At 67.0% G+C, this 25,987-nt stretch carries 26 protein-coding genes; 10 read left to right on the forward strand and 16 right to left on the reverse strand.

Annotated features, from left to right (window positions below; translation table 11 throughout):
- Window positions 1-115: 115 nt before the first annotated feature.
- Window positions 116-694, reverse strand: coding sequence for a hypothetical protein (locus L6Q96_01360; GenBank protein MCK6553224.1), 579 nt, complete (start codon window positions 692-694; stop codon window positions 116-118).
- 26 nt (window positions 695-720) lie between these two features.
- Entirely contained in the window at window positions 721-1,755 is a 1,035-nt protein-coding gene (locus L6Q96_01365; protein ID MCK6553225.1) for a hypothetical protein, read from the reverse strand.
- Between the two features lie 278 nt (window positions 1,756-2,033).
- Here L6Q96_01365 and L6Q96_01370 point away from each other — a divergent pair, with 278 nt between their 5' ends.
- The 6 genes from L6Q96_01370 to L6Q96_01395 all read left to right on the forward strand — a co-directional run bounded on the left by L6Q96_01370 (window position 2,034) and on the right by L6Q96_01395 (window position 8,550).
- Window positions 2,034-2,324 carry a type II toxin-antitoxin system Phd/YefM family antitoxin gene (locus L6Q96_01370; GenBank protein ID MCK6553226.1) on the forward strand — a complete coding sequence of 97 codons (291 nt, stop codon included), beginning with the start codon at window positions 2,034-2,036 and terminating at the stop codon, window positions 2,322-2,324.
- Window positions 2,321-2,713, forward strand: a complete 393-nt coding sequence (locus L6Q96_01375) for a PIN domain-containing protein (protein ID MCK6553227.1) — start codon at window positions 2,321-2,323, stop codon at window positions 2,711-2,713. The genes L6Q96_01370 and L6Q96_01375 overlap by 4 nt, the downstream gene beginning before the upstream one ends.
- Before the next feature lie 180 nt (window positions 2,714-2,893).
- Window positions 2,894-3,319 (forward strand): MAPEG family protein, encoded by a 426-nt coding sequence (locus tag L6Q96_01380; GenBank protein MCK6553228.1) that lies wholly within the window; start codon window positions 2,894-2,896, stop codon window positions 3,317-3,319.
- A gap of 67 nt (window positions 3,320-3,386) precedes the next feature.
- On the forward strand, window positions 3,387-7,841 hold the full coding sequence (locus tag L6Q96_01385; GenBank protein ID MCK6553229.1) for a protein kinase: 4,455 nt from the start codon (window positions 3,387-3,389) through the stop codon (window positions 7,839-7,841).
- 47 nt (window positions 7,842-7,888) lie between these two features.
- Window positions 7,889-8,116, forward strand: a complete 228-nt coding sequence (locus L6Q96_01390; GenBank protein ID MCK6553230.1) for a hypothetical protein — start codon at window positions 7,889-7,891, stop codon at window positions 8,114-8,116.
- Entirely contained in the window at window positions 8,116-8,550 is a 435-nt protein-coding gene (locus tag L6Q96_01395; protein ID MCK6553231.1) for a PIN domain-containing protein, read from the forward strand. Before L6Q96_01390 ends, L6Q96_01395 begins: the two co-directional genes overlap by 1 nt.
- A 90-nt stretch (window positions 8,551-8,640) precedes the next feature.
- Here the strand turns inward: L6Q96_01395 and L6Q96_01400 are convergent, their stop codons facing one another.
- From L6Q96_01400 to L6Q96_01415, 4 genes are all read right to left on the reverse strand, one after another.
- Complete coding sequence (locus L6Q96_01400; protein MCK6553232.1) at window positions 8,641-9,114, reverse strand: DUF3617 domain-containing protein; 474 nt, start codon at window positions 9,112-9,114, stop codon at window positions 8,641-8,643.
- A gap of 154 nt (window positions 9,115-9,268) precedes the next feature.
- On the reverse strand, window positions 9,269-10,018 hold the full coding sequence (locus L6Q96_01405; GenBank protein MCK6553233.1) for a slipin family protein: 750 nt from the start codon (window positions 10,016-10,018) through the stop codon (window positions 9,269-9,271).
- A gap of 90 nt (window positions 10,019-10,108) precedes the next feature.
- Entirely contained in the window at window positions 10,109-11,482 is a 1,374-nt protein-coding gene (locus tag L6Q96_01410; protein MCK6553234.1) for a nodulation protein NfeD, read from the reverse strand.
- The gene (locus L6Q96_01415; GenBank protein ID MCK6553235.1) at window positions 11,479-12,348 is read right to left on the reverse strand and encodes a uracil-DNA glycosylase; all 870 of its coding nucleotides are present in this window, start codon (window positions 12,346-12,348) and stop codon (window positions 11,479-11,481) included. The genes L6Q96_01410 and L6Q96_01415 overlap by 4 nt, the downstream gene beginning before the upstream one ends.
- On the opposite strand from L6Q96_01415, the gene L6Q96_01420 reads away from it, so the two are divergent.
- Window positions 12,327-13,238, forward strand: a complete 912-nt coding sequence (locus L6Q96_01420) for a zinc dependent phospholipase C family protein (protein MCK6553236.1) — start codon at window positions 12,327-12,329, stop codon at window positions 13,236-13,238. The genes L6Q96_01415 and L6Q96_01420 overlap by 22 nt on opposite strands.
- A 4-nt stretch (window positions 13,239-13,242) precedes the next feature.
- On the opposite strand, the gene coaBC is transcribed toward L6Q96_01420, so the two are convergent.
- The 4 genes from coaBC to L6Q96_01440 all read right to left on the reverse strand — a co-directional run bounded on the left by coaBC (window position 13,243) and on the right by L6Q96_01440 (window position 17,382).
- Window positions 13,243-14,448 carry a bifunctional phosphopantothenoylcysteine decarboxylase/phosphopantothenate--cysteine ligase CoaBC gene (gene coaBC, locus L6Q96_01425; protein ID MCK6553237.1) on the reverse strand — a complete coding sequence of 402 codons (1,206 nt, stop codon included), beginning with the start codon at window positions 14,446-14,448 and terminating at the stop codon, window positions 13,243-13,245.
- Window positions 14,432-15,430 carry a flippase-like domain-containing protein gene (locus L6Q96_01430; protein ID MCK6553238.1) on the reverse strand — a complete coding sequence of 333 codons (999 nt, stop codon included), beginning with the start codon at window positions 15,428-15,430 and terminating at the stop codon, window positions 14,432-14,434. Before L6Q96_01430 ends, coaBC begins: the two co-directional genes overlap by 17 nt.
- Entirely contained in the window at window positions 15,427-16,467 is a 1,041-nt protein-coding gene (locus L6Q96_01435) for a CDP-alcohol phosphatidyltransferase family protein (protein MCK6553239.1), read from the reverse strand. The genes L6Q96_01430 and L6Q96_01435 overlap by 4 nt, the downstream gene beginning before the upstream one ends.
- Before the next feature lie 63 nt (window positions 16,468-16,530).
- Window positions 16,531-17,382: an Mrp/NBP35 family ATP-binding protein gene (locus tag L6Q96_01440; protein MCK6553240.1), complete on the reverse strand. Its 852-nt coding sequence runs from the start codon at window positions 17,380-17,382 to the stop codon at window positions 16,531-16,533.
- A 136-nt stretch (window positions 17,383-17,518) separates the two neighbouring features.
- Between L6Q96_01440 and L6Q96_01445 the strand changes: the two genes are divergently transcribed.
- Window positions 17,519-18,502 (forward strand): polyprenyl synthetase family protein, encoded by a 984-nt coding sequence (locus L6Q96_01445; GenBank protein MCK6553241.1) that lies wholly within the window; start codon window positions 17,519-17,521, stop codon window positions 18,500-18,502.
- A gap of 80 nt (window positions 18,503-18,582) precedes the next feature.
- Here the strand turns inward: L6Q96_01445 and hpnI are convergent, their stop codons facing one another.
- A complete protein-coding gene (hpnI, locus tag L6Q96_01450; GenBank protein ID MCK6553242.1) occupies window positions 18,583-19,833 on the reverse strand; it encodes a bacteriohopanetetrol glucosamine biosynthesis glycosyltransferase HpnI in 1,251 nt (416 codons plus the stop codon).
- Between the two features lie 153 nt (window positions 19,834-19,986).
- On the opposite strand from hpnI, the gene L6Q96_01455 reads away from it, so the two are divergent.
- On the forward strand, window positions 19,987-20,358 hold the full coding sequence (locus L6Q96_01455) for a (2Fe-2S) ferredoxin domain-containing protein (protein MCK6553243.1): 372 nt from the start codon (window positions 19,987-19,989) through the stop codon (window positions 20,356-20,358).
- A 43-nt stretch (window positions 20,359-20,401) separates the two neighbouring features.
- Here L6Q96_01455 and L6Q96_01460 read toward each other — a convergent pair whose 3' ends face one another.
- Together L6Q96_01460 and L6Q96_01465 are read right to left on the reverse strand one after the other, a co-directional pair.
- Window positions 20,402-21,976, reverse strand: coding sequence for a long-chain-fatty-acid--CoA ligase (locus L6Q96_01460; protein MCK6553244.1), 1,575 nt, complete (start codon window positions 21,974-21,976; stop codon window positions 20,402-20,404).
- Between the two features lie 164 nt (window positions 21,977-22,140).
- Complete coding sequence (locus tag L6Q96_01465) at window positions 22,141-23,277, reverse strand: glycosyltransferase family 9 protein (GenBank protein MCK6553245.1); 1,137 nt, start codon at window positions 23,275-23,277, stop codon at window positions 22,141-22,143.
- A 200-nt stretch (window positions 23,278-23,477) separates the two neighbouring features.
- Here L6Q96_01465 and L6Q96_01470 point away from each other — a divergent pair, with 200 nt between their 5' ends.
- Window positions 23,478-23,810, forward strand: coding sequence for a hypothetical protein (locus tag L6Q96_01470; protein ID MCK6553246.1), 333 nt, complete (start codon window positions 23,478-23,480; stop codon window positions 23,808-23,810).
- 84 nt (window positions 23,811-23,894) lie between these two features.
- Here the strand turns inward: L6Q96_01470 and L6Q96_01475 are convergent, their stop codons facing one another.
- Genes L6Q96_01475 through L6Q96_01485 form a run of 3 tightly spaced genes read right to left on the reverse strand, consistent with a single transcriptional unit; the run spans window position 23,895 to window position 25,975 of the window.
- Window positions 23,895-24,221 carry a BolA family transcriptional regulator gene (locus tag L6Q96_01475; protein ID MCK6553247.1) on the reverse strand — a complete coding sequence of 109 codons (327 nt, stop codon included), beginning with the start codon at window positions 24,219-24,221 and terminating at the stop codon, window positions 23,895-23,897.
- Window positions 24,218-24,691, reverse strand: a complete 474-nt coding sequence (locus tag L6Q96_01480; GenBank protein MCK6553248.1) for a hypothetical protein — start codon at window positions 24,689-24,691, stop codon at window positions 24,218-24,220. Before L6Q96_01480 ends, L6Q96_01475 begins: the two co-directional genes overlap by 4 nt.
- Window positions 24,692-24,724: 33 nt before the next feature.
- Entirely contained in the window at window positions 24,725-25,975 is a 1,251-nt protein-coding gene (locus L6Q96_01485) for a serine hydroxymethyltransferase (protein MCK6553249.1), read from the reverse strand.
- Window positions 25,976-25,987 lie beyond the last annotated feature (12 nt).

Below are 25,987 nucleotides of genomic sequence, written 5' to 3' on the forward strand. Positions count from 1 at the left end.
TAGCTTACAACCCGCGCCGGGGGCAACCGGAGTATGGTCGAGAGAGATGCCCTGCCGTTCAGCACAGCGGCATTGCGGGCGGCGGCGTCCGAGGAAGCCCTATCTCAGGCGAGCGCTACGGGGCGACACAGGGGAAAGATGCGCCCATGCCTATTGCCATCAGCGAGTCCTGGGCGCGCGGGTCGCGGAGGAAGACCTCCCGTTCCGCGATGCAGCGCGCGATCGCCAGGACGCAGTCGACCAGGTCGGGTACGCTGCTCACCGTGATCGGCGTCAGGGGCGGCGGCAACGAGGCGCACTCGGTGGCGACGTTGTCGAACCCCAGACCGGCGATATATGCGAGCACGTCCGCAGTCGGGATCAACCCGCACTTGGTCAGCGCCTTGGTCCGAATGCCGGCGATCTTTTCGGCGACTTTTGTGGGGACCCCGCTGCACGAGGTTGTGGCCGCGGTCAAACACTCCATGGGGCTCTCGGCGTCGATCTCGAACGCGAGGTTGCAGCGCACCGCCTTCTCGGTGCACTTGTGCACGGACTTGGCGACAAGGGTGCTCACCAGACGGCCGATCTTGGTGAACTCCTTCTGGCAACGGAGCAGATCGGTACTGGTAGCCGCGGCCGTGGTGGTTGCCGGTGCGGCAGCAAGCGCCACGAAAACGGCGATCGGCAGGGCTGGGCGAGCGACACGTGTCATGATGGATCTCCCGCTGGCAGGCATGGTCATGGCACGTCGATCGTGCCGGTGACCGTGTCCGAACACGACGCGTCCTTGAGGTCGATGCAGTAGTTGTAGTCGACGGTGAACGGTCCGAGGGTGACTGCATCGCCTGATCCGTACGGCTCCTTGATCTGGTACGTCAGAGCGGCGGGGTCGGTGCAGGGATCGAGTGCCGTGCTGACCGAGATCGTCAGCTTACCGTTCTGGCCGCCGCCGCAGGGCAGGGTGGCGGCGTCGCCCTCGATCTGTACCGCCATGCCCGACGAGATGGAGATCGTGCCGGGGCTGACCAGTGTGCCGCTTCCCGGAGCGGTTGCGCTGACGATGACCAGCGTGCTCGGCGGGCGCGGCAGGTTCGGGTATGGCCCGCCGAGTCCAGCGTTGTCGAGCAGGATACCGATACGCGGCATGACATGACCGACGACGGTATCGACCTCCACGTCGATTTCTCCCCGCAGGCAATCGATGAAACTCGGCAGGTCCACGGCAAGGTTGCAGGTTGTGTCGTTCCCGAACCAGAGTCCGCCGGCCGCCGTCGAGAGCATGTCCGTGAGCCCGAACGGCAGGCACTCGGTCCCGCTCTTGGTGTCGAACTTGTCCGCGGCCTTGTTCACCGCCGAGTCGGCGCTCGGGCCGATGGCGCGCTTGCAGCTATCTGTCGCCTTGGATCGACACCCGTTGGCGTTCTCGCCGTCGACCTCCAGCAGGATGTCGCACTTAAGCAGCTTGGCGCCGCACGTCAGCAACGACTTGCGGCGCTTATCTGCGTACACGCGCCCCGCCGTCGACAGGGCCTTCCGGCATGCCAGCGCGGCGTCGAGCTGAGTGCTGGCTGCCGCAGGCGCTGCATCGAGGACCACGAGTGCACCGAGCGCAGCCAGCGCGGCGATGCGCAGAGGGCCGCTCGTCCTTGCCTCGATCCGTTTCCGCCGAGTCATGGCGCTGGGGAAACGACGCAGTCGGAGCAACACGTCGGGCTGCTGCCCGGCGCACCGCCGCGGGCTGCACAGCGCTCCGGCGACGAGCTGATCTTGCACCGCGTGCCGACCAGGCGTTTGATCTGACGCGAGACGCAGCTCACGTATCGCATGTTCAACCCTCCAGTTCGTACTGATGAACAACTGTTCACCCCTAGGCTTAATAAGACCATCGCCGTGTCGGTGTCAACATGAACGTGCAGTTCGGCGTGACGAGGGGGGGATGGTGAAGGACGTCGGCCGCAGGCAGTGGATCAGCGAACGATCGAGCGGGAGCGCCGCCGGGAGCAGTACCCTGCTGGATTGACCAGGTAGCTTCTGGGAGCTACCTTCGGCACATGCGATCGGTCGGTCTGAAGACGCTCAAGAACAAGCTTAGCGAGTACGTACGGCTCGCCGCGGGCGGGGAGACCGTGCTGGTAACCGACCGGGATCGTGTCGTCGCCGAACTGGTGCCGCCCCAGCACGGGCGCGCGGAGACGTTGCGTGATGCCGAGCTCGCCGAAGCCGTACGAAAGGGGTGGGTCACCCCTCCCACCCTGCCGGGAACCGGCGTGCCGCCGCGCCGGCCCGTCGCGCCGCTTGCCGCGCTTCTGGCGGATCTGGCTGCGGACCGAGCGGACTCGTGATCTACCTCGATACTTCCGTCGCTCTGGCGCATCTCCTGGCCGAGGATCGCCATCCACCGCAGGAAATCTGGGCGGAGACGGTGGTCTCCAGCCGGCTGCTGCAATACGAACTGTGGAATCGCATACACGGGCGCGGGCTTGCACGCTCGCACGGGGATGACGTCCGGGAACTTCTCGGCCGCGTCGGATTTCTCGAGCTTACCGGACCGGTGCTTGCCCGAGCGCTCGAACCCTTCCCGGCGCCTGTACGTACCCTCGATGCGCTGCACCTGGCTGCGGTGGACTTCCTTCGCCGGCAGGGCCAGGACGTGTTACTCGCGACCTACGACGCGCGCCTGCGGGAAGTTGCCCGCCGTCTCGGGATCGCCGCGCACCCGGGAGTGGTGTAGACCGGCTGACGTGGCGAGGGCGAAGCGGGTCGCTTCACGCGAGTGGTGCCCGGTCCTGTCCTATCCCTCGTGCCCGGTTCGCACCCGTTGCGGGTGTTTCCGGGGGCTCGACGCCGCCTTTGACAAGCGGTGCTCTCTCGGGCAGCGTCGTCAACAGACTCGACCCCCGGGAGAGAACGCATGCATAGCGCGATCCTGACTCCGGCCGCCGTCCTCGTCATCTGGTCTCTGATCATGCTGCTCTGGTTGGCGGCGACGCGCTTTCCGGCCATGGCCAAAGCGGGTGTACCGCTGCGCGGGGTCGTCGGCCTCCGTGGAAACGCCCTCGAGGGCGTCCTGCCCGACAAGGTGAACTGGAAGGCCCACAACTACGGTCACCTGATGGAACAGCCGACCATCTTCTATCCGACGGTGATCATCCTCGCGATGACGGGAGCGGACGGCGGCCTCAATCTAACGTTGGCGTGGGTGTACGTTGTTCTGCGCATCGCCCACAGCATCGTTCAGGCAACCTGGAATCTCGTCCCGGTGCGCTTCAGCCTTTTTCTGGTGTCGTCGCTGGCGCTGTTAGCCCTCGCCATCAACGCCCTGCGCGCCACGCTGTAATTGCGGCGTTGCCGCGCGGCGCGCGGCAGCCTTGACAGAGCGCCAAGATCGGTCGACGAACGTGTCCATGGACGGCAGTGCCGGCGACGCCTGTACGGCATGCGGACATGCGCTGCGCGCGGGGGCGCGATTCTGCGATAACTGCGGCGAGCGCTGCGCCACGGGCTGCCCGCCGGAGGCCCCGGGCGGCGAGGTGTTGCCCGCCACGTTTGCCGCCGGGCGTTACCGGGTCCTGCGACTTCTCGGCGACGGCGGGCGCAAACGCGTGTACCTGGCTCACGACCGCCAGCTCGATCGCGACGTGGCGATAGCGGTGTTCAAGGACGACTCGTCCGCGGCGGCGCGCGAGACGGCCGCCGCGCACGTCCGCCGCGAAGCGCGCGCCATGGCCCGTCTCGGCGACCATCCGCACATCGTCACCGTCTACGACATCGGCGAAGAAGAAGGGCGCACGTATATCGTCAGCCAATACATGGGCGGTGGCGATGTCGAGGGGCTGTTGCAGAGAGCCCCCGACCATCGGCTGCCGGTGGAGATGGCCGTGCGCATCGCGATCGACGTGGGCGCCGCCCTCGAACACGCGCACCGGCACGGGGTCGTGCATCGCGACCTGAAGCCGGGCAACATCTGGCTCGGGCGCGACGGCACCGCGAAGCTTGGCGACTTCGGGCTCGCACGTGCCGTCGACCGGGACCGGCTCACGCAGGAAGGCCGCATGGTGGGAACCGTCGCCTACCTGCCGCCCGAACAGGCCCTCGGCAAGGCTCCGGACGCCCGCAGCGACCTCTACGCTCTCGGTGCCAGTCTTTACGAAATGGTCACGGGACGTCCGCCGTTCCTCGGGGACGACGCCGTCTCGATCGTTGCGCAGCACCTGCACGCGTCCCCGGCTGCTCCCTCGCTCGGCAACGCAGCGGTGCCGCCGGAGCTCGACGCCCTGATTCTGCACCTCCTGGCGAAGGCGCCCGACGAGCGGCCGCAGGACGCCGGGGCGGTTCGTGCCGCACTCTCCCGCATCGTGGCTGCACCGGGGCCGCCGCGCCCGCACGTGCGCACCGCCGTCAGCCCGCTCGATCGGCTCGCACGCGGCGTGTTCGTCGGCCGCGACGAGGCAATGGGAGTGCTGCGGGGCGGCTTCGACGACGCCTGCGCCGGGCGTGGGCGCCTGTTCCTGCTCGTCGGCGAGCCGGGCATCGGCAAGACGCGCACTGCCGAAGAGCTTTGCACCGTCGCCGCCGCGCGCAACGCGCAGGTCCTGGTGGGCCGCTGCTACGAAAGCGAAGGCGCACCGGCTTACTGGCCATGGGTGCAGATCTTTCGCGCTTACCTGCGCGAGGCCGACCCGGAATCCGTGCGCGATGCGGTCGGAGCCGGTGCCGCCGATATTGCCCAGCTCGTGCCGGAGATCCGCGAGCGCCTGGTCGAAGTTCCTGCGGCCGCCGTGCTCGAGCCCGACGAGGCTCGCTTTCGCCTGTTCGACAGCATCACCACCTTCCTCCGCGGCGTCGCGGCGCACCGCCCCCTGGTTCTCGTGCTCGACGACCTGCACTGGGCCGACAAGCCGTCCTTGCTCCTTCTGCAATTTCTCGCTCGCGAACTGCGCGACGGGCACATCCTCGTTCTCGGGACGTATCGCGACATCGAGGTGCGCCGCCAGCATCCCCTGGCGCAGACCCTGGCCGAGCTCGCACGCGAGCAACTCAGCGAGCGCGTCCTCCTGCGCGGTATCGCGCCGCAAGACATCGCCACGTTCATCGAGCGCGCGGCGGGTCGTACGCCGACGCCTGAACTCGTCAACGCGGTTTATCGCGAAACCGAGGGGAACCCGTTCTTCGTGAAGGAGATCGTGCGTTTGCTGGTGGCCGACGGACGGCTCGACACGCCCGCCGGCGGTGCCGACACCGACCTCGTCCTGAGCGTACCGCAGAGCGTCCGCGAAGTGATCGGGCGGCGCCTCGACCGTCTCTCGGAACGGACCAACCAGTTGCTGACAACGGCGGCGGTGATCGGGCGCGAGTTCGCGCTCCCGGCTCTGCAACGGGTCAGCGGGTGGTCGGCCGATGCCGTTCTGGAGGGACTCGAAGACGCCGTTGCGGCGCGCATCCTGTACGAGGATTCCCGCGCCGTCGGGTGGTACGGCTTCACGCACGCGCTGGTGCGCGAGACGCTCTACGGCGAGCTGTCGACGACGCGGCGGGTCCGCCTGCATCGCCAGACCGCCGAGGTCCTCGAAGAGCTCTACGCCGTCGATCCGGAGCCGCATCTGGCCGAGCTGGCGCATCATTTCTTCGAGGCCGCGCCGGCCGGGGAGGCGACCAAGGCCATCGACTACGCCCTGCGCGCCGGGGCGCGGGCGAGTGCACAGCTCGCGTATGAAGAGGCCGTGGTGCAGTACGACCGCGCGTTGCAGGCGATGGAGTTGTTCGACCAGCCCGACCTTACCCGGCTGTGCGACGTTCGCATGCAACTGGGAAATGCGCACCGAGCCGTCGGCGATGCTGCCCGGGCGCGCGAGGCGTTTGCGGAGGCGGCGCGCCTGGCCCGTCAGATCGACGACCCGGAGCGTTTCACGCGCGCCGTCCTCGGCTTCTCCGACGAGGGCATCGAACTCGGCAGGGTGGACGAGGAGGCGCGTGCGCTGCTCGAGGAAGCGGCGGCGCGGCTGCCGCCGGCCGACGGCGCGCTACGCGCCGGGCTGCTGGCGCGTCTCGCCAACAGTTTGTACTGGTCGGATCAGCGCTGGCGGTCGTCGGTCCTGAGTGAAGAGGCGGTGGCGGTGGCGCGGCGCGTCGGCGACCCCGGCGTGCTGGCGCGGGCGCTGCTGGCGCGCCGATACGCCTTCTGGGATCCGCGCGCGGGGGCGCAGAGCGAGAGCCTGCTGAGCTTCGGGACCGAGATCCTGCGGTTCGCCACCGAGGCGGGGGATGCCGCCATGCTGCTCGGCGGGCACGAGTGGCGCATCATGGCCTACCTGCAATTGGGCGACATCGCAGCCGTCGACCGTGAGATCGCGGTCCACGCGCGGTTGAGCGAGGAGCTCAGGCTGCCGATCCACCGTTGGCTGACGATGTCGTGGAAGGCGATGCGCGCCCTGCTCGACGGACGCTTCGACGAAGCGGAACGGCTCGGGGCCCAGGCGGTATCGATCGGGCAGCGCATCCGCCCGGTCGCGGCCCTGGGCGCATTTCAGGTGCAGGCTGTCCTTCGCCTCCTGCACCTCGGCCGCTTCGCCGAGGTCGAACCGATGCTGCAGCGCATCGTGGCCGATTATCCCCACATGCCCGTCTGGCGTTGTGCACTGGCGGCGGTCTGGGCCGGTCTGGGACGACGGGACGAGGTGCAGGCGGAGTTCGAGCGGTTGGCGGTGAAGGATTTCGCCGATGTGCCCCTCGACGTGGTGTGGGCGGAGGCGGTCGTCCTCTTGGCGGACGTGTGTGCGTATCTCGAGGACCGCCGGCGGGCGGCGGTCCTTTACGACATGCTGCTGCCCCTCGGAGCGAGCAACGTGGTGGTCGGGTTCGGAGTGGCCAGCCTGGGGTCGGCGGCGCGCGTGCTGGGTGGGTTGGCCGCGGTGCTCGGGCGAGACGAGGAGGCGGCGGCTCATTTCGAGGCGGCGGTGGCGATGCACACGCGGATGGGGGCGCGACCGCTTCTCGCCGAAACTCTGGTCGACTACGCCGAGTTCGTGTCGGCTCGCGATGGCGTCGACGCGGCGCCGCGGGTGCTCGCCCTGGCCAACCGGGCGCTCGAGGTCGGGGCACCCATGGGTATGCAGCCGGTCGTCGAAAGGGCGACCGCGCTCAAGATGCAAGCCGAGGGAGTCGACGCCGTGGACATCAAGACCTCGATCGATGCGGTCATGTCGGCCGTTCGTGCGCGTCGCCCGGTCCTCGACGATCACCTTGCTACGGACGGGACGGTGACGTTGTTGTTCAGCGATATGGAAGGTTTTACCGAGATGACCGAACGTCTCGGTGATCACCGGGCGCACCGGGTGATCCGTATCCACAACGCCCTCGTGCGCAGGCAGATCGACGCGCACGGAGGACTCGAGCTCGAGTTGCAGGGGGACGGCTTCCTCGTTGCGTTTGCGGACCCCGCGGCCGCGGTCGGCTGTGCGGTGGCGATTCAGCGGGCGTTCGCGGCGCACTCGGCGCGTCCGGGTACGGAGCCGATCCGTGTGCGCATGGGGTTGCACACGGGAGAGGCGATCGCTGACGCCGACCGGTTCTTCGGCAAGACCGTGATCCTGGCCGCGCGCGTGGCCGCCCAGGCCCGGGGTGGGGAGGTGCTCGTTTCGGGCGTGGTGCGCGAGCGCCTCGAGGCACGAGGCGTCGATCTAGAATACGGGCCGACGCGCGAAGTGACGTTGAAAGGGTTGGCGGGTACGCACCGGGTGAGCACAGTGACGTGGGAGCCGCGGACGGGCAGGGAAGGGGAGCGGGTTGACGGGATCGGCGACGATGGTGCTAATGGCGCGAATCAGCTGCGGAAAGTAAGAAGAGTACCATCGTCCCCATGAATGCGGCCTGCTTGACGTACCGCCATAGCCTGCGTATGGCTAGCCATATGAAGACGACGCTCAACATCGACGAGACTGTCATGGCGCAGCTCAAACGGGAGTCCGTGCGCCAGGGGCGTACCATGTCGGAACTGGTGGAGACCGCGCTCCGCCTGCTGTTCCGGTCGCGCCCGCAGAACCGAAAGCTGCCCCCCCTGCCCGTGTTCCACGGTGGCGGAGCGCGCGTGGACATCGCGGACCGAGAGGCCCTGTATCAGGCTATGGAAGGCCGGTAGTGATCGCCGTCGACACCAACATCCTCGTGTATGCGGCCGATGCCGATGCGCCGCTGCACGAGCCCTGCCGCCGCTGGATCGAGGAGCGCCGCGCGCGGCCGGATGCATGGTACACGACGTGGCCCGTAGTCTACGAGTTCCTCCGGGTGACGACGCATCCTCGCGTGTTTCGCAAGCCGTGGACGATCGGCGCGGCCTGGGCATTCGTGGCGGCACTGCGCGCTGCACCCGCGTTCGAACTCCTCGCCCCGACGGACCGCCATGCCGAAGTCCTCGACAGCCTCGTTGCCGACTTTCCTCACCTTGCCGGAAACATCCTGCACGATGCGCACACGGCCGTACTCCTGCGCGAGCACGGCGTTCGCCAGCTCTGCACCCGCGATACCGACTTCCACCGCTTTCCCTTCATCGAAGTCATCGACCCCGCATCGTGAGGGGATTGCCGTTGCGAGGGGGCGATTGTGTTCCCCGTGGGCTCGCCGCACAGGCCGGCCACTTCGCCGGGCGCTATTCGGTGCGGTCGATCACTCGCACGCCCCCAGACGCTTCCCCGTCCATTCCTGCCTCATCGTCATGTTGCCGCCCATCGGCGCCGTGTTCGGCATACCCTCGATCTTCGGCATCGCCATCTTCACGTCCATGTGGCCCGAGGCCGTGTCGCCGCTGCCAGCAAAGACCCCTTTCCCGCGCATGTTCATCTTCGCCTGCGGGTCGAACTTACACTCGATCTCGAACTCGAGGGAGTTGGCGCTCTCCTTGCGGCTCAACACCTTACAGCGGCCCTCCTCGATGATTGCCGCCAGCGGGTCGCGTTCGATCGCCTCTTTCGTGATGCACTTCACCTCGCTTTTTGTCGTCGGCCGCGGCTTCATCGACGACTCCACTTTGGTGTCGAACTGCCATCGGCCGGGCTTCATGTCCAGTCCGGCGGCCGGTGCCTGGGGTGCAAGCAGAGCGGCAGCCGTGGTGGCAGCTAGAATTACGACGGTCGTTCGCATGGTTCCTCCTCCACGAGTAATTGGCTCCGGGCCCACGCGGCCGAGATCAGTTGGGCTGCTCCACGAGCGGGGCGATAGCAGGGTGCATCGCTGTGTTGCCTCCGCGAGGTTCTCAAAGGTCTTCTGGAGTTTCCGCTTTGTCATCGCTCCTCCCTCAATCCTTGTCGCTCGCCTTCAAAAATGGCGTCAGCAGATCGATGGGGAGGGGAAACACGGTTGTCGAGTTGTTCTCCGACGCGACCTCGGTGAGGGTTTGCAGGAACCGTAGCTGAAGCGCCATCGGGTGCTGACCGATAACCGCCGAAGCGTCCGCCAGTTTCTGCGCCGCCTGAAACTCGCCCTCGGCATTGATCACCTTGGCGCGGCGTTCGCGCTCTGCCTCGGCCTGCCGTGCCATCGCGCGCTGCATCTCCTGGGGCAGGTCGATGTGCTTCAGCTCGACGGTGACGACCTTAATGCCCCAGGTGTCGGTCTGTTGGTCCAGGATCTCCTGCAGGCGGGAATTGATATGCTCGCGTTCGGCCAGCAGTTCATCCAGCTCCGCCTGACCGCAGACGCTGCGCAGGGTGGTCTGGGCGAGTTGCGAGGTGGCGAACAGGTAATCTGCCACCTCGACCACCGCACGGTTCGGATCGATGACGCGGAAATACAGCACGGCACTCACCTTCACCGAGACGTTGTCCCGCGAGATGACGTCCTGCGGCGGTACGTCCATGGTCACCGTGCGCAGCTCGACCCGCTGCATCTTCTCGACAAAGGGAATCACGAAGATAATTCCTGGGCCGCGCGAGGCGACCAGCCGACCGAGCCGGAAGATCACCCCGCGCTCGTATTCCTTCAGGATCTTTATGCCGCTCAGCACGAGGCCGAGGAGCACAATCAATACTGTCGTGGCTGGACCCATCGGTATCTCCCCTCCGGAAGAACGGACCTCTGGTGCGCGTATCCGAAACCGTCCGTCGTTGCCGCTACGTCTTCCGTGCGCTCTGCTTCGTCACTCTTGACGGGCCCGGCGCACGTGCAAGCGCAGCCCGTCTACGCCGATAACCTCGACTTCCGCTCCCACTTCGATCGCCTCGTCGGCAATGGCGTTCCAATGCTCGCCGTGCACGAAGACCTTGCCCGTCTCGTGGCCGCCGGGCAATGCCTGACGCACTTCGCCGATCGTTCCCAGGAGACCCTCACTGCCGAGCGCTGCCGGTCGGCGCTGCGACCGTACCACCAGGAAGCTTACCAGTAGGGTGAAGCCGCCGAAGGTCGCAGCGGCGGCATACACGATGGCAGGGTCCACGGCGAGGTCGGATTCCGGCGTGTCGAACAGCAGAAGCGACCCGAGTACGAACGCGGCTATCCCGCCGACGCCGAGAATGCCGAAACTGGGCAGGAAAAGCTCGCTGACGAGCAGGGCGACGCCGAGGCCGATCAGAGCGAGGCCGCTGTAGTTGATCGGCAGCACCTGCAACGCCGTCAAACCGAGGAGCAGGCAGATACCGCCCACGACGCCCGGAAACATCACTCCCGGATGCGTGAACTCGACATAAAGGCCGAGCAGGCCCGCCGTAATCAGCAGGTAGGCGATGTTCGGGTCGGCGAGGATATTAAGCAGTCTTTGTTTGAGGCGCATCTCGCGGGGAACGATCGTGGCGCCGGCTAGGGCGAGGACGACGGGTCGCCCAGCAACCATGGTTTCGCGGCCGTTGGCCTGTCGCAGCAGATCGGGCAGGTCGGTCGCGACGATGTCGATGACGTGCAGTTCGAGGGCCTCCTGCGCCGTGATGGAGACGCTCTCGCGCACCGCCTTCTCGGCCCACTCGACGTTGCGGCCGCGCTCCCCCGCGATCGTCTTGCTCAAGGACGCCGCGAAGTTCACCACCTTGGTGCCGATATCGCCCTCGACATTGCCGCCCTGCCCGGTGACCGGGTGGGCCGCGCCGATGTTGGTTCCCGGAGCCATCGCGGCGATGTTGGCGGCCATGGTAACGAAGACGCCCGCCGAGGTAGCGCCGGCACCGCTCGGCGCGACGTAGACGATGACCGGGACGGGGGCGCCGAGAAGTTCCTTGACGATCGTCCGGGCGGAATCGAGCAAGCCGCCCGGGGTGTCGAGCTGAATGACCAGGGCTCGGGCGTCGTCCTGGTGCGCCGTGGCGATCGACTCGCGGATGAAGTCGGCCGTGGCCGGATTGATGCCGGCGTCGACGACTATGAGGTACACCTGAGCGGCGCCGCTTGCGGGGGGGGGCGGCGCCGCGCCGGGTGTCGGGCTCGGGGTGGGCACCGGCGTGCGATTGGCAGCCAGGGTCAGCCCGGCGGCCAGCACGCCGAGCCAGAAGGTGAGGCGCCGGCGCGCCGTGCCGAGGCCGCTCACACCGTTATCCCCAACTCGGCGAGCACCATCTTGATGTCGGCCCACACGAGCTTCTTGTCCGCCGGGTTACGCAGCAAGTACGCGGGGTGCAACGTCGGCATGAGCTTGACGCCGTGGAAATCGTGCCAGTGGCCCCGCAGACGGAAGATCGGCGTGCGAACCGCGAGGAGCGTCTGAGCGGCGAACGTGCCGAGGGCGACGATCGCCTTCGGCCCGACGATCTCGATCTGCCGCCGCAGAAACGGCTGGCAGGCGGCGATCTCGTCGGGCTCGGGATTACGATTTTCGGGAGGACGGCACTTGACGACGTTGGCGATGTACACGTCCTCGCGCCGCATCTTCATGCCTTTGGTGATGATTTCGGTGAGCAACTGGCCGGCGCGCCCGACGAAGGGCTCGCCTTTGAGATCCTCGTCGCGCCCCGGCCCTTCGCCGACGAACATCAACTCGGCGTGGGGATTGCCGACGCCGAACACCAGATGGGTGCGTCCCGGCGCGAGCCGACAACGCTGACAGTCGCCGATCGCGTCGCGCAGCTCTTCGAGGGTCCGCGCCTCGCTGAGCCCGGGGTCGACAAACAGGTCGGTCCTTGCCGGTTCGACCGGCGCCGCCGCGGCGGCCGGGGGTAGCGGTCCGGGGCGCCGCTCACGGGGTTTCTCCGTCGGTTCCGGCGGGCCCTTAATTGTCGCCGGCGCCGCGGCGCCGGGGCGTGGGACGATCGCCGTCGACGGCAGAGCATCGAGGCCGGTGCTCGCGAGGTAGTGGAGGTACGCCCGAACGGCAGCGATTAGATCGATCGCTGCGGCTTGTTCCGGTGGCCGGGGGCCGGTAGCATTTGGAGGCGATGTTCCTTGCGACGCTTGCATTCCTGGCGCTGCTCCTCGCTCCGTCCGGAGCGTGGGCCTGGGGCCCGATCACGCATCTTGCGCACGGCGCCGATGTGTTGGCGGACCTTACCATCCTGGGAGCGGCCCTTCAACAAATCCTCCGGCGCCATCGGCTCGAGTATCTCTACGGTTGCGTCGGCGCCGACATAACGCAGGCGAAAAAGTACACGCGGGCCCAACAGGCGCATTGCCACTCGTGGGAAGTCGGTTGGAGCGTGCTGGAACGCGCGACCACCGATGCCCAGCGGGCCTTTGCTTACGGGTATCTCACGCACCTTGCCGGCGACTGCTACTCCCACAACCACTTCGTGCCGACGCAGCTCATCGTCAGTTATTCGGCGCGAACGCTCCGGCACGTGTACTGGGAGGCGCGCTTCGATACGCTCCAACACACCGAGCACCGGCAGATCATTCGGGAACTCCGCAACCACCGCTTCTCGGAGTGCGAGGGCCTGGTGCGCGATGTCGTGTCGCGCACGATCTTCCCGTTCCGGACGGACAAACGCATCTTCGATTCGTTTATCGCCGTACACGACCTCGATCAGTGGTACGTCATAATGCGCCGCCTGGTTGCCGCGTCGCGGTACGCCCTGCCGCAGGCCATTGTGGGAAGATACAACGCAGTCTGTCGGGCGGCGGTCCTGGATGTGCTGACCCGTGGCAAGAAGGCCGATTGCCAGCGCGCGGATCCCACGGGCATCGATGCGCTGAGCCTGGCCAAGGAGATTCGCGTCCTGCTGCGCACTCTGGAGCGGCGCGGGGCAATTCCGGGGAAGCTGCGCGACGACATCGCCGCACTCGATTCTCGGGACGACCTCGAGGGCACTGCCGCCTTCGAGCCCTTGCGCCTCTCGGTCGGTCGCGGCTGATCGATCAATGCCGGCCGCGCAGGGCGACGACGCGATCGAGGACCCGGTCGGCGACCTCCGCCTTCGACATCAAAGGCACCGATTGCGTCTCGCCGCCGGCGTCGATGATCGACACGGCGTTGGTGTCGACGGCAAAGCCGGTATCGCCGGCGGCGACGTCGTTGGCGACAATGAGGTCGATGCCCTTGGCGGCCAGCTTGCGTGCGGCGTTGGCAAGTACGTTCTCGGTTTCGGCCGCAAATCCCACGATCAGTCGAGAACCCTTGCGCGGTGCGATTTCGGTCAGGATGTCGACCGTGCGTACCAGGTCGAGGGTCAAAGCGGCGGTGCCTTTCTTGAGTTTGTGCGGCTCTACTCGCGGCGGCCGGTAGTCGGCTACGGCCGCGGCCATCAGTACGATCGTCGCCGTTTCGTACGCGCCGAGTACGGCGTCGTGCATCTCTTGCGCCGTTTGCACGTCGATGCGGCGCACACCCGTGGGCGTCGCCAGGGAAGTCGGGCCGGCGATCAGGTCGACGGCAGCGCCGCGGCGCCATGCGGCCGCGGCCAGGGCGAAACCCATCTTCCCGGTCGAGCGGTTAGACAGGAAGCGTACGGGATCGATCGGCTCCCGATTCGGGCCGGCGGTGACGAGGACCCGCTCGCCTTCGAGGTCGTGCCGGGTCACGGCCCGCTCCACTTCGGCCAGTATCGCCGCCGGCTCCGCAAGGCGGCCCTTACCCTCCCAACCACAAGCGAGAAAACCCTCTCCCGGTTCGATGATGCGGTAGCTCAAGCTATCGAGCCGGCGCAGATTGGCCTGCACGAGAGGATTCTCGTACATGTTCACGTTCATCGACGGGGCAATCAGGACCGGTGCGCGAGTGGCCAGCAGCACGGTGGTCAGGATATCGTCGCCGAGGCCGGCGGCGATCTTGCCGATGACGTTTGCCGTTGCCGGCGCAATCACCACGGCGTCGGCGCCGTCGGCAAGCGCGATGTGCCCGATCCCGGACTCCTGGGCGAGGTCGAAGGTGTCGGTGGCAACCGGCTGCCCGCTGAGGGTTTGCAAAGTGAGGGGGGTGATGAACTCCCGCGCGTTCCGGGTCATCATGACCCGTACCCGAGCGCCCTCTTTGACGAGCAGGCGGACCAACTCCGCCGCCTTGTAACAGGCGATGCCGCCGCTCAGCCCGACCAGGATCGTCTTGGCTTCAAGTGGCTGCGCCATCGGTTTCCGAGACGTGCTCGATCTGTTGGAAGGTCATACCCTCACGCGTCAGGGAATAGAGGCCGGCGGCGATGGTCCCGGCGAACTGCGTCAGGTGGAGCACAATGGAGTATGCGAAGGCGTCGCTTTCCGAGATGCCGAACAGGCCCAGCGCCAGCGCGCAACCGACCTGGAAGGCGCCGATGTACCCGGGCGCCGACGGCGCCGACACCGCAATGGCGATAAGCGACGTGATCACCAGCGAGCCGACGACCCAGGGCACCGGCAGATCGAAGGCCAGAAGTCCCCAGAAATAGGTGCTCGCGATGACGATCCAGAGGTACAGCGACCAGGCGATCGCCTGCAGGAAAGTCCAGGGGTTGTCGAGGATTTCCAGGGCGCGGATGAAGCCCCTGAAGAAGTGATCCAGGTGGTGGCCGACGCTTGCGGGTGCGCGGGCGACGGCCCGAGCGAGCAGCCGCAGGGCGGTCGCTTCCTGCCAGCGGATAGCGGCAACTCCGGCGGCCACCGCGACTGCCGTAAACAAGACAAAATATCCCCACCTCCGCACCTCGTCCGACACCGGTACGGCCACGAACGACACTCCGAACAGGAGCAGCACCATCATCATGTCGAAAATGCGTTCGAGCACGATCGTGGCGAGTACGCCGCCGAGCGGCTCGCGCTCCTTGCGGCTCAGCAGCACCGGCCTGATCACTTCGCCGGCGCGCAGGGGCAGTACCATGTTGGCCATGAAACCGATGTTGGTGGCGGCGATCAGCGTGCCCATGGGAGGGTTGCCCAGCGGGCGCAGGAGCAGCCGCCAGCGCTGGGCACGGATGTACAGCGTCCACACGGTCACCAGAAACATCGGCACCACGTAGATGTAGTGCGCCCGGGCCAGAGCCGCACCGGCCTGCCGCCAGTCGACGTTCCACACCGCAATGGTGAGGAAGACCACCGAAATGGCGATGCTCAGGACAATGCGGAGGGTTCGGTTCATCTGTCGCTTCTTACCGTCGACGTGAATTCGGTTTCGCTTGTGGCCGCCGCCCTCTGACCGCCGGGCCAGTACAAGCCGGAAGCGAGGCAGACGGCACCGCAGACGATGACGGCTGAACCCGCGGCGACGGCATGCAGGTCGAGCACCAGACCCGCCCCGATCATGAGCGTGAAGGTGCCGACAACCCGGCGCTGCGTTGCGGCGCGCGCCGCCGTGGCTTGCGCCATCGGTAGGCCGGGCTCCGCGGGTGCCGTGGGCAACGGTATCGGCGGTCGGATATGCGCCTCGCCGGCGAGTTCACGGTAGGTGTAAAGGACTCGCTGTACGGCCGTGATGTTGGCGAGTACGGCGATGAGCAGCACCGTGGCGGCGGTCAGAAGGTCGGCCGGACCCGGCGTCCACGGCGCCACCAGGTGCGCGTAAAGGGCACCGAAGATCGTGCCGAAGCCGAGGATGACCAGACGCTCCGGTCGCTGAAGCACGCCCACGCGGTTTTCGGCTCCCAGCCCCTCGGCCCGGGCCCGGGCGTAGCTCACCATCAGGCTTCCGGTCAGCGCGAACAGGACCACCGCGAGCATCCACGTGGCGCGGAAATATATGGCCAGGCCGCAGTAAGCGAACGACTCGGCATAGCGGTCGATGACCGAGTCCAGAAAAGCTCCGCGCGGACTGGCGCCGCCGGTGCGGCGCGCGACCCGTCCGTCGACGATATCCAGGCTACTCGTCGCCAGGAGCACCCAGCCGGCGGTGAAGGTCAGGCCCGCGGCGTAAAGAGCCCCAACGACGATGCTGCCCACTAGCTGAGTATAAGAGAGGGCCGCCGGCGTGACGCCGCTGCGAACGCACGCGTCCTCGAAGGGGGCGAGGTGGTCGACGTACCAACTGCGGATTCGGGGTCCAAGTACGAGAGAGCCGCCGGCCGCGGCGGAGGGGTCGGCAGTCCGATAACGGCGTATGCTGAAGCCGACAACGCCGGCGACGAACAGCACGACACCGGCGGCGACGGCTTGATCGAGCAAGAAAGCGGCACGCTCCATGGGCCCTCTCGAGACCGCGCCCCTATATCCAAGCCGCTCGGGAACGGCAATTTCCCGATGGCGTCACTCGAGGGTCGCCGCCGGGGCGCTCGCCGCGCGCTGGGTCTCCAGGCGCGCCTGTAACTTACGGGCAATCTCCGTGAACGCCCGGCTGACGGCATGCTCCGGATGGGCCACGACGATCGGTGCGCCGGTGTCTCCCCCGGAGCGGATGTCGGCGACCAGCGGTATGCGTCCGAGCAGGGGGACCCCCGCCACGCCGGCCAACCTTTCGCCGCCGCCGCTGCCGAAGATATCGTCATGATGACCGCAATGAGGACACTCGTAGAAGCTCATGTTTTCAATGATGCCGAGCAACGGCGTGCCGACCTCCTCGAACATGGCAATGCCCCGTTGTACGTCCAGGGTCGCCACGTCCTGCGGCGTCGTTACCACCACGCCGCCGGCCAGCGGCACCTGTTGCAGGAGGGTTAGAGGAGCGTCTCCGGTGCCGGGAGGCAGATCGACCACGAGCGCGTCAAGCCCTCCCCAGTCGACATCCCGGAGGAATTGCCGCACCAGCCCCATGACCAGCGGCCCGCGCCAGATTACCGGGGAAGAATCGTCGAGAAAGAACCCAACCGACATGACGCGAAGTCCGCCGTGGTCGATCGGGGCGATGCGTTGCGTGTCAGAGGTCTGCGGCCGGCCGTCCGCCCCGAGCATCATCGGCAGGCTCGGGCCGTAGATGTCGGCGTCCATGAGGCCGACGCGCAGGCCGATGCGTTGCAACGCCAGGGCAAGGTTGGTGGCCACGGTCGATTTGCCCACCCCGCCTTTGGCGCTCGTGACTGCGAGAATGTCGCGGATACCGGGTATTGGCCGCCGTTCCGCGAACGGGTTTCCGCCGGCTGCAGGCGTCGGGGAGGCGGCCATCTCGACCGGCACCTTATCAGCGAACTCCCCAAAAGCAACGTTGTGCCGGTTGCGGCCCGGGCTGCCGCCGACCCGTACCTTGACTCACTCGGTCTTTTCAATTTGATTCCCAGTCAGTTGTCGCCAAGGAAGTCGCGTGAGCCGACCCACACAGACCCGCCCCCTCGATCCCGTCCCGCCACTGACGGTTGCCGAAGGCATCGAACTGGTAGAAGCACGCCTGGCCGGACTGCTCGCCTCGCGCGAGCCGCTAATGACCGAAGTGGCCACGTATCTGGTCGGATCGGGCGGCAAGCGGGTGCGGCCCGCGGTGATGCTCCTCGTGTATCGCGCCTGCGGCGGTCGGGGGCGCGACGATATTGTCGATATGGCTACCGCGCTCGAACTCATCCACTCGGCGACGCTCCTGCACGACGACATCATCGACGATAGCGCGACCCGTCGGGGGAAACCGACCGCACACCGTCGCTACGGGCTCGGAACCACGCTGGTCACGGGTGACTTCGTTTTTAGCCGCGCTTTTCAAGTGTGCGGCAGGTTCGACGAGCAGATCGTTGCATGGGCGGCCGACGCATGCGTGAGCCTGACCGAAGGCGAGATCATGCAGAGCCGGTTCCGCCACAACGCTACGGTCACGGTCGACGACTATCTCGAAATCATTGCGCGCAAGACCGCGAGCATCTTTCAGCAGGGCGCCCGCTGCTCGGCGTATCTTGCCGGCGCCCGGCCGCAATTGATCGAAGCGGTAGGCCGTTGCGGGTTCAATGTCGGCATGACGTTTCAGGTCGTCGACGACTTGCTCGACGTGGCCGGCACCGAGGTGCGCCTCGGCAAACCGGTCGGCAACGACGTGCGCGACGGCAACCCGTCGTTGCCGATGGTGCTGGCATTGCAACGCGATCCGCAGCTCGCCAGGTTCTTCGAAACGCGCCAGCCCGGCGACGGTGCGATGCGCGATGCACTGGAGCGGGTCCGCGCTACCGGGGTTCTCGACGAAGTCCGCACCCTGGCGGCGAGCTACGCAGCGCGGGCGCTGGATTGCCTCGACGCGGTGCCCCAATCGGTCGAGCGCGACGAACTAATCGCTCTGGTCCAGCAATTGGTCGATCGCGCCGCCTGATAGAGTGGGGCGACGACGAACCTCCGATGCCCGATCGGGCACGGCGGGGCCTGCGGTTTCGTGCTCCGGACTCGTAACGATTATCCCGCCGATGCCGCCGGTTGGCCCGGTTCGTCGCGCGCCGGCCGTGCCGGAGATGCGGGGCAGGTGCCGTCGGTGGTCAACAGGTCGATCCGCCCGCCGGGCCGGAGGCGGTAGCGCGTGCCGCGCCAAACCACCGTGTTGCCGGTGAAAGCCAGCAGCCAGAGCAGAGACCAGGCAAGATCGGTGAAGGGGAGAAGCGCCAGGTCGAACGCCGTCAGGCGTCCCCGCAGTGTGCGGGTCGCCACATATACCGCCACCAGGCCGCGCAGTCCGAGAGCGGCGACGGCCAGCCGCCCGAGCGCCGAGTCGATGCCGAAGGACAGCAGGACCAGCAGCGCCCAGAGTGTGCCGTGGCCGAGGATCGAGAAGAAGTAACCGAACGGGCGGCAGGCGCGGTTCGTGCGCGCCCAGCGGAGCTGGTGCTCGAACGCGTGACGCCAGGAATCGACCGCGAACAGCGTTCCAACGACCTGCTCGGAGAGGACGAGGCTATATCCCCGCTCGGCCACTCGCTGGCCCAGGTGGTAGTCGTCGGCAAGCAGGTCCGCGAACGGGAGAAACCCCCCCGATTCGTCTAACACGGTGCGCCGTATGGCCATGGTGGCGCCAAAAGCGTAGGTGGGCTTCTCCACCAGCCGCGCCACCAGCACCATGGGAACGAAGTCCGTGTTGATGAACAACGACTCCACCCGAGCCGGCAACGTCGCCGTGTTCTCCGCGCGGTACAGACAGGAGACGACGCCCACACCCGGGTCGGCCACGGCGCCGGCGAGCCGCCGCAGGTAGTCGGGCGGCACGCGCACGTCGCTGTCGGCAATCACCAGGACGTCGTGCCGGGCTACCCGGTACATGTTGTGCAGGTTGCTGACCTTACGGTTGCTGCCGTAGAGACCGCCGTCGATCACGAGGTCGATCTGGCATTCGGGATGTTCACGTTGCAGACGCTCGACAACCGGAATCGCCGGATCGTCCGGGTCACGGACCCCACAGACGATTTGCACGGTCGGGTAGTTCTGTCGGCAGAGGCTGCGCAGGTTGTCGTACAGGTAGGCGTCGCTACCGTGGAGCGGCTTCAACACGGTGACACCGGGGAGAGGCGAGTGGGGCAGCGGGGCCCCACGCTGGCGGCGGAAAGCGCGCGCACTGATGCCGGCGGCCAAAGAGAAGGCGATCGAGACGACGACCCCGATGACCAGGGTGCTACTGATGGCGAGGTCCAGTGCGTGCCTCAGGACGTCGGTCCCCACAGATACTCCTCGCGCGGCTTGCGCATGCGAACCGGCCGCGCGGCGCTGCGCCGGCGCATTTGCAGGCTGAGTGCTTTGCTCGTACCGCATGCTCCGATGCGGGTCAAAGCGTTCGGTGTTGACACGCGCGGCGCAATCCGCGAAGCCGCGTCCATGAGCAACGAGGCCCGTGAGAAGGCGCTGGAGTTGAAAGTCGACCGTATCCGCCGTCACCTGTTCCTGTGTTGCGATCAAACGAAACCGCAGTGTGCGGAACGCGCTGCCAGCCTCGAATCGTGGGAGTTCCTCAAGCGACGATTGAAAGAGCTCGGACTGGTCGGCGAGGGGGGCGTGTTCCGCACTAAGGCGAACTGCCTTCAGATCTGCACCCAGGGACCGATAGCGGTGGTTTACCCGGAGGGTACCTGGTACCGCTCGTGCACGCCGGCGGTGCTCGAACGCATTATCCAGGAGCATATCATCGGCGGCCGGGTGGTCGAGGAATTCGCGATCCTGCGCGACGTGACCGCCGCGCCCGACTCGTGACCCGGCCCGATCGGTCGCCGGCCAGGCACCCGGTATCCGCCGTTCAGTTCACCCGCCGCGACCCTTGCCAGTAACGTTCGCGCAGCTTGAACTTCTGTAGCTTGCCGGTAGCGGTACGCGGCAGTTCGGGGACGAACTCTACCGAGGTCGGGCACTTGAAGTGCGCTAGCCGGTCGCGGCAGAACGCGATCAGCTCGGCTTCCGTCAGCTCGACGCCCGGACGCAGGACGACCAACGCTTTCGGGGTCTCGCCCCATTTTTCGTGCGCTACGCCGATCGCCGCGCACTCGACGACGCACGGGTGCTGATAGAGCGCGTCCTCGATCTCGGCCGAGCTGATGTTCTCGCCGCCAGAGATGATGACGTCCTTCTTCCGATCGACGATGTGAATGCTGCCGGTGTCGTCCCAGACGGCCAGGTCGCCGGTGTGGAACCAGCCGTCGACTATGCACTTCGCGGTTTCTTCGGGCTGTTCCCAGTAGCCCTTGAAGACCACGTTGGAGCGAGCACAGACCTCGCCGACGGTGCGATTGTCCTGTGGCACCGGGCGGCCGTCGTCCCCACGCACCTCGACGTCGACGCCGATGCCGGGCACACCGGCCCGCGCCCGTCGCGGCCAATCGTTTTTCTCGGTCACGAAATCGGGCTGCGAGACGGTGAGCAGGGGGGCGGTTTCGGTAAGGCCGTAGATCTCGATGAAGTCCCAGCCCAGTTCGGTTTCGAGGCGTTCGACGAACGCTGCCGGCGGCGGCGCGCCGGCGACGGTAAGGCGCGGTTTCGTGCGGAGGTTGTGCCGTGCCTTATCCGCATAATCCAGCACGGTGCGCAGCACGGCGGGCGCCATGCACGCGAAGGTGACGCCCTCCTGTTCCATGAGCTCGAAGATGCGGCGCCCGTCGATGGCGCGCAGGACGACGTGCGTGCCGCCGACGGCGGTCGTCGCATAGACCCCGCCCCAGCCGTTGCAATGGAACATCGGCAGGGTCCACAGCTCGACGTCTTCGTGTCGGATGCCAAGGTGGGCGATGAGATTGTAAGCGTTCAGGTAGCAGTTGCGGTGGGTGAGCATGACGCCCTTGGGGCGCGCCGTCGTTCCCGACGTATAGTTGATCGAGACGAGGTCGTTTTCGTCGAGGTCGATCGGCGCGGGCGGGCGGTCGGGGGCGGCCGCGATCAGGGTTTCCCAGTCCGTCCACCCGGCCGGCGGCGGCGGGCCGTAGCTGGCGGCGATCCAGTGTTCGACCGTACGCAGGCGCGGCCGGATCTCCTCCACCACGGCGGTGTAGTCGAGGTCGACGAGTATGGCTTTCACGCCGGCGTGGTTGAGAATGTACTCGTGATCGGCAGCGACGAGGCGGTAGTTGAGGGGCACCAGGATCGTGCCGATCTGGCTGGTGCCGTAGAAGCTTTCGAGAAAGAAGTGCGAGTTCGGGCTCAGAATGCACACGCGATCGCCACGGCCGACGCCGAGACCGCGCAATGCATTGGAGAGACGATTAACCCGTGCCACGAACTGCCGGTAAGTGAAGCGACGATCGCCGTCGACGACGGCCGGCTTGTGCGGGTAGAGCCGTCCGGCGCGGGCGAGGAAATCGTTGACGAGCAGCGGGACTTCCATACGGAAACCTCCTCGGCATCGCCGGGTGTACCGGAAGCGCCGTGAGGATGCCAACTGCGCGCCGGGGCGTTGGGAGGGGGCGTTTTCGACTCGCTTTGCATCTCGGCGACGGCACCGTAAGCGGACCGGGCACGCCGCGCGCTCCCCCGAGCCCCCAGGCCCCCTCAAGCCCCCGCCATCCACCGCGGATGTTCCAGCACCGCCGCCGCAGCCGCGGCGGCGGTGGCTGGAAAGACGACGCGATCGTCTGGGCCGCGCGGGGCGTAGCGGCGCGAGGCCTGGGCGACGAGCAGTGCGATGGTTGGCACACCGACGGCCACGCTGAGATGGAGAGGTCCCGAATCGGGGGCAACGACCAGCGTGGCGAGGCTCAGGGTGGCGGCGAACTGGCGGAGGGGTAGGGGCGGCAGCACGACCGCACCCGGCAGCTCCCGGCGCAGGTGCGATAGCAGCCCCACTTCCTCCGGGCCGGTGAGGATCAGCACGCGGCCGCCGGCGGCGTCGAGCCGGGTTGCCAAATCGGTCCAGAGGTCGACGGAAAGACGTTTGTCCTTGTGCCCGGAAATCGAAAGCACCACGAAGGGCGTGACGCCCGTGGCAGTCGTCAGGCCGGCGGTGCCCAGGGCGGCGAGGGCCGCGGCGCGTTCCTCGGGGGCCACAATGTAGGCCGGATGGTCGGCGCAGTCGATGCCCAGCGCCGCGGCGAACGCCACCGGGGCATCGTAGGCGTGAGTGACGCGCGGTGCCGGGAGGCGAGTGGTCAGGAATCGCTGACCCGCTCCCGCCACGCCGACACGGTGCCGGGCCCCGGTGACAAACGTATAGAAGCCGCCGGATGTCGACCCCATGCCGGCATCGACGGCGACATCGTACTGCTCCCGGCGAATACGCCGGATCAGGGACAGCAGTGCCCACGGACGCAGAATGAAACGGCGGGAGATGCAGTGTACCCGGTGGATCGGGAAGCGCCGCAAGAGGACGGCGGTCGTGTCGGCTCCGAGGTAGTCGAGCTGCGCGCCCGGGAAGCGGGCGTGGAGAGCGTCGATCAACGGCGCACTGATGAGCGTATTCCCGATACGAAAGTTCGGTCGCACCAGGAGCACGCGCTGCGGCGTGCCGATCGCGCTCGGCGGCTGGTTTTCGGGCACCGGGAGGGCGACGTCGAGGACGCCGCGCAGCGCCCGCTTGGCGGCCCTTTCGAGGCGCCTGCCCACCCGGCGCATTCTGGGGTTACGGCTCAGGTTGCGGAGGAGCCCGTTTATCGACATGGCCGGCGAAATGATGCTGAGAAGCGCTGCCATGAGCAAGGGCGGCGCCCGGTGAAACCAAGACGTCGACAGGCTGAAGGGCCGTGCCGTACTGAATGCGAATACAGTACCCTGCGAGGCTGGCGCGGGGTGGCTTCGCTCCACAGCGAGTGAAAGCCGAGCGGCTGCGGCACGGAATCTGCTGTTGGACCCGTTTCACTTAATTGCGTGCGGGCGCTGGAAGGAGGCCGGTGGTGGAGCAAAAGATTCGATTCGGGGTGCTGTGGAAGAACACGACGCGCGAGGGCAACCGCCCGTATCTGTCGGGGCGAGTGGATCTCGGAGGCTTCGACGCGGCGGTCGAGTTGCTGCGGAGCGGTGGAAGGTTCCTGGTCTTGAGCAACAAGAAGCGGCCGGACAAGCGGGACCCGGACTGCGTATTATGGGTGGTCCCCGAGACCCCGACGCCCGGCAGCGGGGATACGGGCTCCGGTCCGGCTCGCCCCGATCGCCGGCCGGCAGGGGGAGCGGCCGGTGGTGCAGCGGGCGGCATGCCTCGGAGCCGCGGCGTTCCCGGCGGCCGTTGAGGCGCGGCGCCGCCCGGCGTTGGCGGCGGCGGTGCGGATGATCTCCGCTCGGGTTGAAGTCCCCCGGAGGTACGCCGCGGCCGGTTACGAGCGTGCCGGAGAATGTCGTTCCGAGCCTGGAAGGACCTCGGGAGGCTCCTGACGTGCCGCCGCTTCTTCCGGGGTCAGGGCTTCGATCGCCAGGGCGTGGATGTCGCGCCGCATGGCGTCGCCGAGGGCGACGTACACGGCGCGATGACGAGCCACGCGAGATTGGCCGCGGAAGGCGGCGGCAACGATGCGGACGCGGAAGTGCCCCCCGCCGCCGGCCGCACCGGCATGACCGGCGTGGAGGTGGCTGTCGTCGTCGACGTGCAGAGTTTCCGGCGCGAAAGCGGCGCGCAGAACGGCAGCGATAGCGGCGGTGTTCAGTCGGCGGCCTCGAGGTTCTTCTTCATGTTTTGCAGGTATTGTTTGACCGCATCCGAGGTCTCGCTCTCGACGAACGAGCGCACCAGGCCCTGGAGCAGACGGGGCACCGGAGTGTCGGGCGCCGTCATCTGCCGGAGGGTGACTTTCGTGGCCTGCGGCCCGCTGGAATGCAGGGTGAGGCTGCCATCCACGTCGGTGTTGTCGTCCTTACCGCCGATGCTGGCGAAGGCGATCAGGTCCTTGCCGTTGCCTTCGTACTTCGCGGTGTAGCGGACGGTCATGCTCAACGGTCCGGTGGAACGTTCCTCGAAGTGGAAATGATAGGTGTCCTTGGTGCCGGTCTTCTTGCAGCTCTTCAACCCCGGGATGCACTCCGAGGAGCCCACGACGTTCCAGAGATACTTATAGACGCGGGCCAGCGGAACATGGACCGTGATCGAGTGTTCTGCCTCGGTCGGGAACTTGGCCATGCCGTCCTCCTTGGGCGTCGCCGGCGCCGGGACTCAGGCGCACGGGCCGTCGATTCCGATCGGGAACTTGCGGCACAGGGCGATGACATCGTCGCCGATGCTCCGCAACGCGGCGTCGTTGCCGATCGCTTGCAAAGCCCGCGAGATGAAGTCGGCAATGACCGCCATCTCCGGCTCCTTCATGCGGCGGGTGGTCACCGCGGGCGTACCGATCCGCACCCCGCTGGTCACGAACGGCGAGCGCGTCTCGAACGGCACGGTGTTGCGATTCACCGTGATGCGCGCGCGATCTAACGTGTCCTGTGCCGCTTTGCCGGTAATCTCGGTGTTGCGGAGATCGACCAGCATCAGATGGTTGTCGGTGCCGCCGGAAACCAGGCGAAATCCTTTCGCCTGCAGCGCAGCGGCAAGGGCTTTGGCATTGCGGACGATCTGGTGCTGGTACTCTTTGAAGGCGGGCGACAGCGCCTCTTTGAACGCCACGGCTTTGGCGGCGATGACGTGCATCAGCGGGCCACCCTGGTTGCCGGGAAAGACGGAGGAGTTGAGTTGCCTGGCGTATGCCTCGCGGCACAGGATCAGGCCGCCGCGGGGTCCGCGGAGAGTCTTGTGCGTCGTTGTGGTGACGAACTCGACATGCGGGACCGGCGAAGGGTGAATCCCCGCGGCCACGAGGCCGGCGAAGTGCGCGATGTCCGCCATGACGACGGCGCCGACCTCGTCCGCGGCACGGCGGAAGACGCCGAAGTCGATTTCTCGCGGGTAAGCGCTGTAACCGACGACGATCATCTTGGGCCGGTGCTCGCGGGCGAGCGCCGTCACCGTGTCGTAGTCGATTCGTTCGTCCGACTGACGCACGCCGTAAGGGACGACCTTGAAGAACTGGCCGGAGAAGTTGACCGGGCTGCCGTGTGTCAGATGCCCACCGTGCGTCAGGTCCATGCTGAGGATCGTGTCGCCGGGGGACAACTGCGAGAAATACACCGCCATGTTGGCCTGCGAGCCGGAGTGCGGCTGCACGTTGGCGTGATCGGCCCCAAAGAGAAGTTTGGCGCGGTCGATGGCGAGTTGCTCGGCCACGTCGACCACCTCGCAACCGCCGTAGTAGCGACGGCCGGGATAGCCTTCCGCGTACTTGTTGGTAAGGATCGAGCCCTGGGCCAGCAGGACCGCGCGGCTGACCACATTTTCCGAGGCGATCAGCTCGAGGTTGTCCTCCTGGCGCCGTGCCTCGTCGCACAGTACCCGATGAATTTCCGGGTCGATTCGCTCCAGTTCCGTCATGCGTCCTCTCGG

It is taken from the genome of Candidatus Binatia bacterium (assembly GCA_023150935.1).
GTDB lineage: Bacteria > Desulfobacterota > Binatia > HRBIN30 > HRBIN30 > JAKLJW01.